The sequence below is a fragment of the Ruminococcus sp. AM31-15AC genome, assembly GCF_003462045.1.
In the GTDB taxonomy this organism is placed as follows: domain Bacteria; phylum Bacillota; class Clostridia; order Oscillospirales; family Ruminococcaceae; genus Hominimerdicola; species Hominimerdicola aceti.
The window spans coordinates 86,277-99,957 of the sequence record NZ_QTYG01000005.1 but is presented as its reverse complement, the minus strand read 5'-3'; the positions used below and the strand labels follow the sequence as shown (position 1 = coordinate 99,957).

Genomic DNA, 13,681 nt, shown 5'->3' with positions numbered 1-13,681 from the left:
CCCTTTTTTCAAGATTAGATAGTTCTTTTTTGCTGTGTGATATATTAAAGCCCGTGGGCTTCCATATCGAGGGAATCCACGGGCTTTGTTGCGCTTTTTTTACAGCGTCAATATTTTGTGTTGTGATCTTTAGTTAAGTATCCAAATCTGAGCTGAGTTTTCAGGCTCAAGGTCAGCAAAGGAGAGCTTTCCGCCCTTTGAGTTTGCAAGCACCTTTACATAGTCTGTGGACTCAGTGGATATTCTGAAACGTCTTTTTCCCAGTGCAGTTACCCTGAACTGAACAGGCTTGCCGTCTATCTTCAGATAGTCATAGCCCTTGCATGAAGCGTTTACATATCCGCCGTCGCCTATCTTTAAACCAAATGTGCCGTCCTCTGTAAGACAGACCGTCAGCTTCTGTTCAAGCTCCTTGTCAGGCTTTTCAAGCTGTAATCCCTTAGGAGTAACAGTGAGTACAAGACCTGATATCTCGTTTTTGAATGTGTAAGCCTTGCCGTCAAGTATGTAATTTCCTGCGTCAGAGGTGCAATCGTCATAGAATTTCAGAAGAAGCGCTGTGACATTCTGCTGTGTAACAGGCAGAGTGTTCTTTGCAACGTCATCGAAAGCTCTTGGGTCAAGGTGAGAAATGGTGTCAACGAACTTGCCTGCGTATTTTACAAGCTTGTTTGAAGCCTCGCCAAAGTTATCCTTGCCGTAGTATTTCAGCAGACGCTTGTCGAAGCTGTCGGCTGTGTGTCTTGTGCAGGTGGTGGAAACGTGCTTCTCAAAAGCGTAATGCACGTTGTTTGCCTTGTCCTGATATTTCATGTTTGCAACGTGAACAGTGCAGCCCATGTCTGAAATAAAATGTGCGGCTCTGCCGAGAACACGCATGGCGTTTTTTATGTCACCGCTTTTGTAAAGAGATACTGCGGCGGTGTAGTTTTCTTCGAGGCAAGTTCTTGCGCTCACTGCAAGGTCACCAAAGCGGTTGCGGTAATAGCCGTTAGTTTCAGGAAGCTCCTTGCCCTTTGGATTAACGCAGGAGTAATAATGCTTGCCATGACCTTTGTCCATATCGTTCTCCTCGTCAGGCTGTGTGCAGCCCTTGAGTATCTCGCTGTGATAGTCTTTATAGAATGTCACCTGCTTCTGCTTTTTCTCCTTTTCCAGAAGTGCAAGTGATTTTTTTACAATGTCCTCGTGAGTAGTGCCGCTCCATGCGTACGCTTTGATAGGTCTGAGCCTATAGCATACAGCCAGCGCAACTGCGGCTGTGAGAATTTTTTTCATAACTCTATTTTCCTTTTCTGATATTTTTGTTGTTTTTCTTTTTCCTTACTGAGTAGCCGAACGTTCCAAGCTTTTTGCCAAGACCGTAATACTCTCCGTGAGCGTAGGCAAGAAGCCCCGCTTTGTCAAGGCAAAGCTTTCCTTTTTCGTCAAGCAATTCTTTTGCAACGTCAAGCCCCACGATATCCGCAATGAACATATCATGTGTTCCAAGGCTCACGACCTCTCTTACTTTGCACTCGATATTCACAGGAGATTCTGCCAGCAAAGGTGCCGATACCTTTGCGGACGGCTCTGCGGTAAGGTGCATTTCCTTGAACTTATCCACTTTTCTGCCGGTTTTCACACCGCACCAATCCACAGCTTTCACAAGCTCTCTTGTTGGCAGATTTATGACAAACTCACCGCTTTGATTGATAAGCTCGTGGGAATATCTCTCAGGTCTGACGGAGATGTAGGTGACAGGCGGCTGAGTGCAGAGAATGCCTGTCCACGCAACTGTGAACACATTAGGCTTCTCCATATTGCCGCAGGTAACGAGAGTAGGCGGCAGGGGAGAGGTTATGACGCTGCCTTTCCACTGTTCCTTGGTGTATTTTGTGTACTCCATTATTTCACGCCTTTCTCGTTGTCGAGTTCAAAATTATGTACTCGTCTGTATATCTTGTCATAGTCCTTATAAAGAAGCTGAGTCTGATTTTCAAGAAAATAGTAGTGCTTTATATAAGGCACAAGCAGTACGAGAAACGCAATGGCAAGGGGTAAGAGTATCATGACCTGCCAAACTGCAATGGCAATGAACGTCATGACAGTACAAAGTGCAAAAAGCACCGTCACGATAAGATGTATCAGCCGTTCGTGCTGAAAAAAAGCGATATGTTCTTTGTGATAATCAAGGAGCTTTGCAAAGTCGCAGTCTTTATCATCAAGACAGCTTGCAACAAAACTGCGGTAACGCTTGAAATATTCCGTCATGATATCACCTACAGTTCAATAAACTCAGCGTCTTGTATCTCAAGGTCACGGAGCTTGGTCTTGTATGAATTTTTCTTTTTAAGAGCCGCACGTTCCTGCTCTTTTTTCTTGACGTCCTTTGCAACTGTCATAAGCATTATATTGTCGATAGTTTTATAGTGCTTTGAAACACGCTGAGCAAAGCTTTTGCGCTTTGCAGGCTTTTTCTTTTTGCCGTCAAAAATAATGGCAAGAACAACGGATATCGTCATTGCAATAATAGTTTTCTCTGCATTTGAGTTCACAGAGATAACTCCTTTTTTCATACTATCACCATTCCTTCTGCCTGAGTTTTCCTATCAGGATAACAACATATAAGGCTATTATACTATATTATCCCGAAGATTTCAAGTATTATCTATTAATAAAAAAGTAACGGTGTTATTATGAGAGCTATCGTTTTTGTTGTGCTTTAATGGTCACGGAGATGCTGGACTGTCAAAAAATGAATGCCATATGTATCAAAAAAACTACCGCTTGTGCATTATTATTACCACTTGTGCAAATGTTGTTGACTTTTTGTTAATAACAATGTACTATTATTGTGAACATTAATGCTATTTGGCAGGAATGTCTGGCTAATGCACAAGCAGGAGGATAATGATGGAGAATAATGAGAATAAAGCAAAAAAACAAAAGATCATAATAGCTGCACTTATTCTGGGCATGATGTTTTGCATAGGCATTACGATTTGGGCTGTGTTTTTCAGAAAGTCAGAAACAAAATCTCTAGTACCTGATTATGCACCTCAGCAGACAGAGCAGAATGCTGAACCTTTGGAGGACAACAGCAGAAGTCTTGATGTGCCTGAGGGTGGCGGAGGAATTTCTCTTGAATACGAAAATACAGTGAATATCAAGCTATCTGATAAAACAGCTTATTTTAGTTATAAGCATCCAAGCAGTTCAACTCAGGATATCGTGCTTTGTATCGAGGTAAATGGTGAGATCATCGCACGCTCAGGTACTATAAAACCAGGCAATCAGCTTAAAACGCTTCCTTTGCTTGAGGGCGAGGCGGACAAACTTAGTGAAGGCACTTATTCAGACGCAAATTTCAGAGTTTTAAGTTATGATCCGCAATCAGGTGAAAAAGCAATGGTCGATACTGTGGCAAAAATAACTGTCACTGTGGAAAAATAAATAACGGAGGAATTTATCATGAAAAGCAAATTGGCGATCATTGCCGCATTAGTGCTAGCAAGCACTAGCGTGGTTACAGCATATGCGGTAAATTCAGAAAAAAATGACGGCAGCGAACCAACAAATATCAAGGTTACAGGAAGCTATATTGATTCCAAGTCAACGACAATTTCTGTGGACGTTGAGTGGGAGGAAATGAATTTTACCTACTTTGGCGGATATAAGGTATGGGATCCTGAAACACATAGCTATACCACAGAGTCTGCATGCTGGTGGAATGAGCCTAAGGAGATAACTGTAACAAACCATTCAAATTCGGCTATTAAAGCACAGATGAATTTTACATCAAAGGTCGAAGGACTTAACGGCATGTTTGATGAAGATGTTATTTTATTGGAAACAGCCGAAGGCACCACTGTTGACGCCGCACCTAAAGTTTCAGCACATTTCAGTGTAAGTGGAGCAGGGATAGAAACAAACAATACGGATCTTGGCACTATCACAGTAACGATCTCTGAAGACATTCAATAAGTAACTGACGCAATGGTTGCTTCTACCCATGTTGATACAACTCTTTATTATGTAACAGGATCAAATGTAGCATGGAGGGTAGTAAGAAACAATGATATTGAGATTGTACCGATAGCGTAATTAAAAAAGTATTCATATCAGGGGGCTTATGATGGATAAGCAAAAAAATGACGGAAAGCTGATCGTATCAGTGCTTATGGTCTGTTTTGCAGTTACCATTGGCGTGATGATATTTGCATTGTGCCGTCCAAATGATAAAAAAAGTGCAGAATTTACCCCACCGCCTTTTGAAAGCACAGCACAGCATGGCAAGCCTGAGGTTTCGGAAAATTTAGGCTATAGCTCTCCGAACAGAGATGATATGAGCTATGATTTTGCGGTGTGCGGAAACGTCACTATGGAAGGCGATAAGGCAATAGTATATCTTACAAATATCGAGGGCAACAATGCCTGGATAAAGCTCAGAGTGTTTGACGAACAGGGAAATATGCTTGGAGAAACTGGTCTTATCAAGCCAAACGAGTATGTGAAATATGTTACGCTCTCAAAGACGCCGGAGGTCGGTACAAAGATAAAGCTTAAGATCATGGGTTACGAGCCGCACACTTATTATAGTGCAGGTGCAGCTTCCTTGAATACACAGATAGGGGGTCAAATAGGCCAATGAAAAAAATGACTTCATTTCTTGCTCTTGTGCTTGCATTAAGCGTACCTTCTGGTGCTTATGCGGCCGAGGCAAAGCTTGATGATAATAATACAACTGCAAATGGAAATGTTTATGCGGTCTATACAGAAGATGTTCCATGGAACAGTGTGCCTGTGGACGACGATGGAAATGCTGTTATTGATTTTCCAGATGGCACAAGCGTGAAGATCGAGAATGCCGATAAAGATAAAAATCTTGCGGTGGATCAGGTCACAGAGAAGGAAGCTCTTGACTGGTTAAACAGCGTCATGGGAAAAAAGTCTGAAAACACCGTAGCATTTCATATTTATTACATTGACGGAGATTCTATTCTGCCGGCAAATGGAATAAAGGTAACGATAAACACAGACAAAGATCAGGTAAATTCCGTTAAAGGTGATGGTACAGTAAGCAGTCTTAAATGTGAAGAGTCTGATGCAGAAATATCCTTTGTCACAGACGATGCACCTTTCTATGTCCTTGGTACAAAAACGCCTGAAAGTTCATCAGATATATCACCAGACAGCACAGGCAAAATAGATGATAGCTTACAAAACAGTTCACAGACAGCAGTTCAAAATGTAAACAAAGATGGTGATAAGTCACCTAACACAGGCTTAGGAGCAGGTGCAGCATTGACAATGTTGCTCCTTGGTGCCGTTGCTGTAAGCGTGTCAAAAAAAACAAAGGATAAATGATCTGTTATTCATAAGGCTCGCCGTTTGCATTGGCGTTATTAAGCAAAAAAAGACTCGCACGAAAAAGGGCAACTCAATAAGGGATTTGTAATCCTGTAAAATATCGGCATAGTCGTAATAATCGGCTATGCCTTTTTTACATTGCTTGGAATATGTACTTCACCAATGAAGTTGAAAATTATCTTTAGCTTTTTAGTGTTTCTGTCCCATGGCTTCTCATTTCCGTAAACATATATCTTTTCAATAAAAGTTCTGATGATCTCAGCATTAAGTTCCTTGATATCTGTGTAAGTCTTAACCAATCGAAGGAAACTGTCTGCGTTAGAGGATTTCTGTTTGGCTGCATCAATGATATGTCGAAGTTCTGCAAGACGATGCGTTAGTAGATTCTGCTCGGTTTCATAAGTTGCTAACATTTTCGCAAAACGCTCATCACTGATTTTACCTTCAACATTGTCTTCGTACAACTTTTGAATGATGGTATCGAGCTTGCTGATCCTTGTCTGTGATTGTTCGTATTCTTTCTTGCTTTCACGAATTTCACGTTCGACTGCTTTGGCGTTGGATTTTGTAACCATCTCAACAAACTCATCTTCATGCTCTCTAGCAAACGCTGTCACCTGCTGAATCATGTAAAGCAGGACATTTTCAATATCCACATTGCGTATTTGATGAGAGGTGCAGATGTCTTTACTTCGTTTGCGATAGTTGGCACAGACCATATATTCTTTGTCATGACTCCAGTCTTTGCCTCTGACTTGATATAACTTTGAACCACAGTCTGCACAGAATACCATGCCGGACAATACTGGCATTTCTCCGAGCGGTGTAGGTCTGCGTCTTCCGTCACGAATTCGCTTTACCGTCTGAAATGTATCTTCATCAATAATAGCTTCATGTGTATTTTTGAAAATTTGCCACTCTGATGGATCGTTCTTGATTGTTTTCTTTAACTTATAGGATTTTTTCCTTGTCTTGAAATTGATCGTATGACCAAGGTATTCCTGCCTGTCGAGAATATCTGCTACCGTCCTAGGCACCCATGCATAAGGCTCTTCGGTGGTAGGTGCTGTCGGATACAAGCCGATTTCTTTGAAATAGGATGAAGGTGTAAGTACCTTGTCATTCTCAAGTTTCTTTGCAATCTGACTTGGACCATATCCCTCAATACATAGTTGAAATATTCTTTTTACGATCTCTGCGGCAGGTTCATCCAAGATCCAATGATTCTTATCCTTAGGGCCTTTCATATATCCATAAGGTGGATTTGTACACAATGGCTTTCCCGATTCACCCTTAGCCTTAAACACGGCTTTGATTTTCTTGCTCGTGTCCTTGGCGTACCATTCATTAATAATATTAAGAAATGGTGTAAAATCACTTTCTTGCTGATTGGCACTGTCAACTCCATTGTTGATGGCAATAAATCTGACTTCAGCTTCCGGAAAAGCAATCTCCGTGTAATAACCTACCTTGAGATAATCTCTACCGAGTCTGCTCATATCTTTTACAATAATCGTTGCGATATGACCTGCGTCCATTTCTGCTATCATTCTTTGAAAACTCGGTCTGTCAAAGGTTGTACCACTCACACCGTCATCAACAAAAAATTCAGTTTTAGTAAATCCGTTATCATCAGCGTATTTTTTTAATATTGCTTTTTGATTCTTTATACTGTTGCTGTCACCCTGAAGTTCATCATCACGAGATAATCTGCAATAAAGTGCAGTTTTCTTTTCAGGGGCTGCATCATAAGGCTGTCTGTTTAAATTATTCACTTTCTATTCCTTTCCGACAGCCTTCAAGCGGAACACCCTATATAGGGTATTGTCATATTACCGTACTATTCGGCATTAGTCGAGTTATATTACGCTGATAATTGTGTTATTTCTGATAACTTTTCATGGTCGGTTGCATGGCTTGTAATAAGCCTTTTTACCTTATCATAGGCTGTTTCTGTAGCCGTATCACTTGTTTCGTACTCAACGATGAATAAGGTATTCCCGATCTGAAGTTCAGTTACACCGGATTTACTTTCCACTGAATCCACCTCGTTTCGTTTGTTCTTATTTAAGCTGAAGCACCCTGACAGCTTCAGAACGTATTAGTTTTGCATCAAGATACTCATGTGCAAGATATCCCACTTGATGGTGCATGGTAAATAACTCTGTTAAAGCACGTACGCTGATTGGCATACGGTTGATGATCCAGTAATAGCTGAAATCACCAAATGCGATAATCTTATCTGTGCTTGGCATTGCATTGCAGATGTACACAGGTCTGCTCATGATAGTGTCATTGCTGTGATTCCAAATATAGTTACCATCCTTATCCTTAAGAGTGCGTAACTTCTGTGCAGTTTCATCATTCATTAGCCATACACTCTTAGTGCGATATTCTGGTTTTGCCGAGAAGTAAAGTGCAATGACATCATCATAGGTAAGTGCTTCTGCCGTTACTCCGGCCTCAGCACCATCGGCATCGTGTAGAATTCCTGTAGGCATATCTACACCAGTACCATTTACAAATGCATCTTCCTCAGCTTTACCAAATCTTTTAGCAAAGCGGTTTACAAGGAAGTCTTCCATGTCGAATTTCATATCCTGCATAAAATCCATATCCATTCTGTCGATGATGGCAAGTTTGTGGCATTTCACCTTTTTCTTAGTGAAAGATGATGCTACATCTTTGATAAAACGGTCGGTATTGCTTACTATCCATTCGGCTGGCTCATCACTATCAGAAAGCCAAATATCCAAATCAGAGTCAATAGTGGTAATGCTTGTACCGATATTTCTGAAGATACATTCTTTCTTTAATGCATCCATAAACATACGATTACTGTCGTATGGAATAACGAACATATCACTTCCGGCGTTTCCTTTTCCCATGGTGCTATACGGAACACCTTTTCCTTTCATCATCGTGTTCCAGAATGCTTTTCTGTAGGATTCGGATTCAATTGTAAAAGTGTCGTAATTCATAATCTTAAATCTCCTTTGCATTGGTGTTAATATATTTTTTCTTAAGAGAATCAGCTTCTCCGGGTGAGATATGTCTGCACTCTATAAGTGCATCCATCATATGATCAAATGACTGATAAGGATACTGTTTACCCTGATACCAGACAAAGAACACTTTGTCTTCAGTTGGATATAGTGGGCAAAGAATAACAACAGCCTCATCTTTGTTTTGAGGGATGATATCCAGAATATAGAATGTCTGAAAATCGATCCATGTATTGCGTAAATAATGTGCAACTTTCTTATCAATGTTCATGTGTTAATTCCTCCATTTTCTCATAAAAAATTAATGTGTTTGATTTGGGTTTAATTACCCCTTTGATTTCGCCTTGTTTGTACACAAAACCCCACGCCGTTCCACGATAAAAGAAAGCGTTGAGATTTGCACCGCCCCTAGGGGTTAAAGTTCAATGCGACACTTGTTCTGACAGAAATTAGAAAGCTTTTTATTGTATATCCTGTCATCTTCTTCCGTCCACTCGTGAAGGTTGTTGCTGATAATAAAATCTTCTAAGTCCTTACGGGATAGAAATGTCGCATCGAATAAATCTCCGACAATGCTCCAGCAAGCATGGTCTGCCTTGGTGCTGCACTGTACAAGAAAAGCTTTTCCTTTACGGTTTGCAAGCATAACCACAGGCTGGTATTGAGCTGTTTGTTTCATGTCATGTACATATCGGTCGAAGATAGATGTATCAAATCTGTATTTGCTCATGTGTCTGCTCCTTTCCAGGCTGTTGCCTTAATCGTTGATGTTCTTAGGTTATCTAGCACATACGCATCACCTCCTGTTACAATATAATTAGTCGGGTAAGACCTTACAAGCCGGTAAGGGTTTACACGCACTTGTTACTTAAGCTATACTGAAAGCAGTAATTGGACTGACGATCACCTCCCTGGGACAAAGCGCCCGTAACGAAGACAGTCACCCATGCTTTCATTATAGCGTTCGGTTTATGCAGGTTGAGCCACAGAATAATGTGCGTTCGTGTCACCAAACAGATTGAATAGGTAATGAGTAAAGCATGGTTTGCCCGATTACAATATCAAATCAGGAGATGTAGATTATTATGAACGCAGTAGGTATTGATGTTTCCAAAGGTAAAAGTACAGTTGCTGTACTTCGCCCTTATGGTGAGGTTGTGGCTTCGCCTTTTGATGTTGCTCACACCGGAAGTGATTTAAGAGCGTTAGCTGATTCAATCAAGAAACTTCCTGGTGAGACAAAGGTTGTCATGGAGGCAACTGGAAACTATTTTGAACCCATTGCCCGCTGCCTCCACGAACAAAATATATTTGTTTCCGTAGTCAATCCTGTGTTGATAAGTGACTTCGGTGGAAACACGTTAAGAAAGCCAAAAACAGATAAAAAGGATTCGGTAAAAATCGCTTCATATGCGTTAACTTACTGGCATGACTCGAAGAAATATACTCCTCAGGAAGATTTGAGAAAATCCTTAAAACTGCTGAACAGACAATATCAGCAGTCAATCAAGTTGAAAACCATGATGAATAATAATCTGATTTCGTTACTTGACCTTACTTTTCCGGGAGTCAATAAACTGTTTACATCACCTTCCAGAGAATCAGATGGGCATGAAAAGTGGGTGGACTTTGTATTGGAATTCCCTCACTGTGACATAATTTCCAAGCTTACCATAAGGGCTTTTGCAAGGAAATACAAGAAGTGGTGCAGCAACAACTCATATCACTTCACAGAATCACCATGTGAGAAAATATACGCTTTTTCAAAGGAATGTGTCAGCAGCGTTTCTTCTGATGAAGCAATAGTTTTCTCTGTTGTACAAGCTGCTAAAATGCTTGTTTCTGCTACAGAGAACTGTCATGCCATCCAGACTGAAATGAACCGTGTTGCTTCTCAGCTTCCCGAATACGATACTGTAATGAATATGTATGGTGTTGGAAAAGCTGTAGGTCCTCAGCTTATGGCTGAAATCGGAGATCCAAGACGTTTTCACAGCAGAAAAGCAATTACTGCTTATTTTGGCTATGACAGCGAGAATAACGATTCAGGTCAGAAAACTACCAGATCAAATCCGATGACAAAGAAAGGTTCCGGAGCTCTCCGACGCACGTTGTTCATTATTATGAAGGTACTGCTGCAGAATAAGCCACAGGACAATCCTGTTTATGATTTCCTGATCAGGAAACAGTCAGAAGGCAAGCACTATTACTCGTACATGAACGCAGCTGCAAACAAGTTTCTGCGCATTTATTATGCGAAAGTAAAAGAAGTACTACATACTACAGAAACACCCCTTACATGATTGTCTATTCATAGATTCTGAACCGGGGACAACCCAGGCACGGCGCAGCCGCTTGACCTTGACAGGTTATCATAAAAATGCTAAAATGGCTGACTCGACGGTAACTGGATTTGTCTATTCATGAGTTCCTCACCGTCGGCACGACATACAGGGCATTTTTATGATGTTCTGTCAAGGTTGCCAACCCACTTTTATTTTTTTAGGCTGCTGAGGCAGTCTTTTTGTCGTACCAATTTTTATTCAGAAAATTTTTTCTGTTTTTTCATTTTAGGGCTTGACTTTTATTTGCAGGTCTTCACAGTTGGGGCAATGGGGCAGATAAATATATATTTTCTCTATAGAGAGTAGAATTTTAAATTAACTGTATATACTTGCCACAATGCCCCAAATACTTATTCAAGAAAATCCGAAAGCAATCTGTACCCTGTGACCATTGTGGTTTTTTCTCCGCCACCTTTCGGTCTTTTCCTGACTACGGTTGCCACGGTTTCAAGGCTTTGTTTAAAGTTCTTCATGCTTTCGGCATAGTGACCGTTCTCGGCGCACCAATCCTTATAGCGTCTGTATACAGAAGAAGTCCTTTCTTCAAAGTCCCCTTGTTCCATGCAGTCTTCCATAAAGAGGACCATCTTATCGCTGTCATGCTGATATCTTGCCGTTGCATCTTTTACGGACTGTGGAAGTACAAGTCCTTCTTTTTGTAGTAGTGCATAACCTTCAAGTAGCCAATTCAAAATAGCACTTTGTACTTCTGGCTTTGAAAATTCCTGCTTTAAAGACTTGTCCTGTTCCGACTCATCAAAATGCCTTTCAAAAGGAACAATGATGACTCGACCACTTGTAAAAATGGTCGTATCATTGACTGCAGGCAGATAATTGGTATTGATGTAAAGTTTGAACAATGGCTGAAAATCAAAACTGTTCTCATGAAGAAAACGGGCATTTATTGTGTCATTACCTGTCATACTTTTTACCTGTGCAGCATTAAGGACAAGTCCTTTACCGGGTTCCGAGATATTGACAAATCGCACTCCTGCAAGACGGGCAATGTCTTCGGTTGGCTGAGAACTGTTTGCATTATTCTTTTGAGCAAGTGTTTCGGGCCTTGCCGTACAACCATAAGAGCCAAGTACCTTTAATACACTTTCACAGAGTGTTCCTTTGCCATTGCGTGTACTTGCACCATAGAGAATGGTCATACACTCATGTCTTGTATCTCCTGTAAGTCCGTAACCAAATAGTTTCTGCAGAAATTTTGCTTTTTCCTTATCTCCGGACATGATCTCTGAGATAAACTTATCCCATCTATGACTTTTGGCATTTGGGTCATATATGACATTGGAAAATTTCGTTAATTTATCACTGCTTTTATGCTCCAGACATTCAAAGGTATCCACACGAAGTGTTCCGTTTTTACAGTTGAAGATATATGGATCGGTATCAAATTCTGATACGGAAATGGGATGATACACCTGTGCATCTTTTAGAATATTGACTCTGCACCCATGTGACTGCCATCGTTTGGAATAGTCCATATAGCTTTTTCGTTTATGCTCGTCTGTAATTTTCAAAGCATACATATGTAGAAGATTTGCAAGATTCATACATAACTTCATGGCTTTCAGTCCGCCGACATCCTGTTTCCATATGCCGTTTTCGTAATAAAACCACGACTTTCGCTCAGGCACATAGCGAAGACAGTTTCTATAAAAATCTGCAAAAAGCATTCCTGCACCGATATCCGTCCAAGGATACTTTGTAATATCTTCAGGATTTAAAGCAATAAGCCTATTCATTTCATCATCAAAATCTTCATTTGCAGGAGCAGGAACTATCGGAGAATAGAAGTTTTTCATACCCGACAATGCTTTATCTATCGTCATTTCTCCATAAGTTTTGCTTCCATGTCTTTCGTCCCATTTGCTACGAAACAAGGCAGACTCACGAAACATTCTGTCAATCTGTTCTTTATTTCCGTTGCAATAGAATGAGAGTATAGATACAAGTCCTAAGTCTGCTTCACTCTGTGACGGATAATCGGAAATATCACCGTGCCACAGCTTTTGAAATTTCTCACTTTGCTTAGATACCGTTGCTTTAGCAATGACACTTTCATCAGATAACAGGGATGGCCTGTTTTCAAAATTCAAATCGTTAATTGTCGGTACTTTTCTTTTCATATATGTATCAAGCAGCCACTGTAAACCATCTGTATTTTCTGCTATTTCATTTTTAAGATATACATCACCTGTGATAGTGACAAATCGATTGGTAGCACCTGCAACATAAACCTCAATATCACCTTTCTTGACATGGTAAGTGTCTTTGTCATAGACATAAGCGTCAGATGCAAATACGATGATACGCAGTCCTGCTCCGCTAGGACTTATCTCTATGTATGTATTTCCGAAATGAGATGTAATATCTTCAGCCCAAGAACTGAGCTTTCCGTCTTCAATACAGTGGTCTAGGTCAATAGCAATCAACTTACCGTCCACACGAATTCCAATACCATCGTAACCATTCAGTGCATTAATTACTGAATCAAAGTCAGTAAAAGAGCTTGGGATTTTCACTGAAGCGTGAGCGTTAGTCATTGGATTGTATGGAACTTTTGTCATTCCAGAATCTCTATTCTCGTACCTCCAGTTGCACCATTTGGCATTTGCTTTTAGATATGGCGGTATATTTTCAGCTTTTACCATATGAATTCCCTCCTTTATTTCGTCTTCAATAGTGGAAGGACAAAACCGATACGTTTAAGTACCAATTCTTAAAATCTTTTTTCCTTACAAGTTACAGGCAAAGAAAAATGTTTGCTTTTTTACCCCTTCAAGAAAAATTTTTAAATTTCCCTCTAACTAATAGCCACGGGAAGATAACTAAAAGGACGTTCTTGAAGAATAAAAATAAAAAATCCTCCAAGTCATATAGACCGGAGGATCTAAGAGGTAGAAAAATTCATAAGTTTGTGCTATAATAACGCTATATCGTTGACATACAGCACAAGGAGAAATAAAC

Annotated in this window: 15 protein-coding genes; 5 read left to right on the top strand and 10 right to left on the bottom strand. The window is 40.4% G+C overall.

Going from position 1 to position 13,681, the window contains the following annotated elements; translation table 11 throughout:
• Nucleotides 1-129: 129 nt before the first annotated feature.
• From DW793_RS02770 to DW793_RS02755, 4 genes are read right to left on the bottom strand one after another with little or no spacing between them, the layout of a single operon-like run.
• A complete protein-coding gene (locus tag DW793_RS02770) occupies nt 130-1,278 on the bottom strand; it encodes a zinc dependent phospholipase C family protein (RefSeq protein ID WP_117865864.1) in 1,149 nt (382 codons plus the stop codon).
• Nucleotides 1,279-1,282: 4 nt separating this feature from the next.
• On the bottom strand, nt 1,283-1,888 hold the full coding sequence (locus tag DW793_RS02765) for a flavin reductase family protein (RefSeq protein ID WP_118156996.1): 606 nt from the start codon (nt 1,886-1,888) through the stop codon (nt 1,283-1,285).
• Entirely contained in the window at nt 1,888-2,253 is a 366-nt protein-coding gene (locus DW793_RS02760) for a hypothetical protein (RefSeq protein ID WP_118156995.1), read from the bottom strand. The genes DW793_RS02765 and DW793_RS02760 overlap by 1 nt, the downstream gene beginning before the upstream one ends.
• Before the next feature lie 8 nt (nt 2,254-2,261).
• A complete protein-coding gene (locus DW793_RS02755; RefSeq protein WP_022287830.1) occupies nt 2,262-2,558 on the bottom strand; it encodes a hypothetical protein in 297 nt (98 codons plus the stop codon).
• Between the two features lie 337 nt (nt 2,559-2,895).
• Between DW793_RS02755 and DW793_RS02750 the strand changes: the two genes are divergently transcribed.
• The 4 genes from DW793_RS02750 (at nt 2,896) to DW793_RS02735 (ending at nt 5,349) form a co-directional block, all read left to right on the top strand.
• Nucleotides 2,896-3,435, top strand: a complete 540-nt coding sequence (locus DW793_RS02750) for a hypothetical protein (RefSeq protein WP_118156994.1) — start codon at nt 2,896-2,898, stop codon at nt 3,433-3,435.
• Nucleotides 3,436-3,453: 18 nt separating this feature from the next.
• Nucleotides 3,454-3,966 carry a hypothetical protein gene (locus DW793_RS02745; protein ID WP_118156993.1) on the top strand — a complete coding sequence of 171 codons (513 nt, stop codon included), beginning with the start codon at nt 3,454-3,456 and terminating at the stop codon, nt 3,964-3,966.
• A gap of 151 nt (nt 3,967-4,117) precedes the next feature.
• Nucleotides 4,118-4,633 carry a hypothetical protein gene (locus DW793_RS02740; RefSeq protein ID WP_118156992.1) on the top strand — a complete coding sequence of 172 codons (516 nt, stop codon included), beginning with the start codon at nt 4,118-4,120 and terminating at the stop codon, nt 4,631-4,633.
• Nucleotides 4,630-5,349: an NPXTG-anchored protein gene (locus tag DW793_RS02735; RefSeq protein WP_118156991.1), complete on the top strand. Its 720-nt coding sequence runs from the start codon at nt 4,630-4,632 to the stop codon at nt 5,347-5,349. Before DW793_RS02740 ends, DW793_RS02735 begins: the two co-directional genes overlap by 4 nt.
• A gap of 125 nt (nt 5,350-5,474) precedes the next feature.
• Here DW793_RS02735 and DW793_RS02730 read toward each other — a convergent pair whose 3' ends face one another.
• The 5 genes from DW793_RS02730 to DW793_RS02710 form a co-directional block, all read right to left on the bottom strand.
• The gene (locus tag DW793_RS02730; RefSeq protein ID WP_118124177.1) at nt 5,475-7,127 is read right to left on the bottom strand and encodes a recombinase family protein; all 1,653 of its coding nucleotides are present in this window, start codon (nt 7,125-7,127) and stop codon (nt 5,475-5,477) included.
• 89 nt (nt 7,128-7,216) lie between these two features.
• Nucleotides 7,217-7,390 carry a transposon-encoded TnpW family protein gene (locus tag DW793_RS02725; RefSeq protein WP_181983466.1) on the bottom strand — a complete coding sequence of 58 codons (174 nt, stop codon included), beginning with the start codon at nt 7,388-7,390 and terminating at the stop codon, nt 7,217-7,219.
• Nucleotides 7,391-7,415: 25 nt separating this feature from the next.
• Entirely contained in the window at nt 7,416-8,333 is a 918-nt protein-coding gene (locus DW793_RS02720; protein ID WP_181983465.1) for a phage major capsid protein, read from the bottom strand.
• A gap of 4 nt (nt 8,334-8,337) precedes the next feature.
• Nucleotides 8,338-8,628 carry a hypothetical protein gene (locus DW793_RS02715; RefSeq protein WP_118124180.1) on the bottom strand — a complete coding sequence of 97 codons (291 nt, stop codon included), beginning with the start codon at nt 8,626-8,628 and terminating at the stop codon, nt 8,338-8,340.
• A 144-nt stretch (nt 8,629-8,772) separates the two neighbouring features.
• Nucleotides 8,773-9,087 carry a hypothetical protein gene (locus DW793_RS02710; protein ID WP_118124181.1) on the bottom strand — a complete coding sequence of 105 codons (315 nt, stop codon included), beginning with the start codon at nt 9,085-9,087 and terminating at the stop codon, nt 8,773-8,775.
• Between the two features lie 355 nt (nt 9,088-9,442).
• Here DW793_RS02710 and DW793_RS02705 point away from each other — a divergent pair, with 355 nt between their 5' ends.
• Entirely contained in the window at nt 9,443-10,660 is a 1,218-nt protein-coding gene (locus DW793_RS02705; RefSeq protein WP_118124182.1) for an IS110 family transposase, read from the top strand.
• A gap of 392 nt (nt 10,661-11,052) precedes the next feature.
• Here the strand turns inward: DW793_RS02705 and DW793_RS02700 are convergent, their stop codons facing one another.
• A complete protein-coding gene (locus DW793_RS02700; RefSeq protein ID WP_118124183.1) occupies nt 11,053-13,365 on the bottom strand; it encodes a phage/plasmid primase, P4 family in 2,313 nt (770 codons plus the stop codon).
• Nucleotides 13,366-13,681: the final 316 nt, after the last annotated feature.

Excerpts from the sequence above, each read along its gene's own strand:
- DW793_RS02710 (WP_118124181.1), bottom strand. The coding sequence starts at position 9,087 with ATGAGCAAATACAGATTTGATACATCTATCTTCGACCGATATGTACAT.
- DW793_RS02740 (WP_118156992.1), top strand. The coding sequence starts at position 4,118 with ATGGATAAGCAAAAAAATGACGGAAAGCTGATCGTATCAGTGCTTATG.
- DW793_RS02705 (WP_118124182.1), top strand. The coding sequence starts at position 9,443 with ATGAACGCAGTAGGTATTGATGTTTCCAAAGGTAAAAGTACAGTTGCT.
- DW793_RS02765 (WP_118156996.1), bottom strand. The coding sequence starts at position 1,888 with ATGGAGTACACAAAATACACCAAGGAACAGTGGAAAGGCAGCGTCATA.
- DW793_RS02755 (WP_022287830.1), bottom strand. The coding sequence starts at position 2,558 with ATGAAAAAAGGAGTTATCTCTGTGAACTCAAATGCAGAGAAAACTATT.
- DW793_RS02760 (WP_118156995.1), bottom strand. The coding sequence starts at position 2,253 with ATGACGGAATATTTCAAGCGTTACCGCAGTTTTGTTGCAAGCTGTCTT.
- DW793_RS02715 (WP_118124180.1), bottom strand. The coding sequence starts at position 8,628 with ATGAACATTGATAAGAAAGTTGCACATTATTTACGCAATACATGGATC.
- DW793_RS02745 (WP_118156993.1), top strand. The coding sequence starts at position 3,454 with ATGAAAAGCAAATTGGCGATCATTGCCGCATTAGTGCTAGCAAGCACT.
- DW793_RS02770 (WP_117865864.1), bottom strand. The coding sequence starts at position 1,278 with ATGAAAAAAATTCTCACAGCCGCAGTTGCGCTGGCTGTATGCTATAGG.
- DW793_RS02700 (WP_118124183.1), bottom strand. The coding sequence starts at position 13,365 with ATGGTAAAAGCTGAAAATATACCGCCATATCTAAAAGCAAATGCCAAA.
- DW793_RS02735 (WP_118156991.1), top strand. The coding sequence starts at position 4,630 with ATGAAAAAAATGACTTCATTTCTTGCTCTTGTGCTTGCATTAAGCGTA.
- DW793_RS02750 (WP_118156994.1), top strand. The coding sequence starts at position 2,896 with ATGGAGAATAATGAGAATAAAGCAAAAAAACAAAAGATCATAATAGCT.
- DW793_RS02720 (WP_181983465.1), bottom strand. The coding sequence starts at position 8,333 with ATGAATTACGACACTTTTACAATTGAATCCGAATCCTACAGAAAAGCA.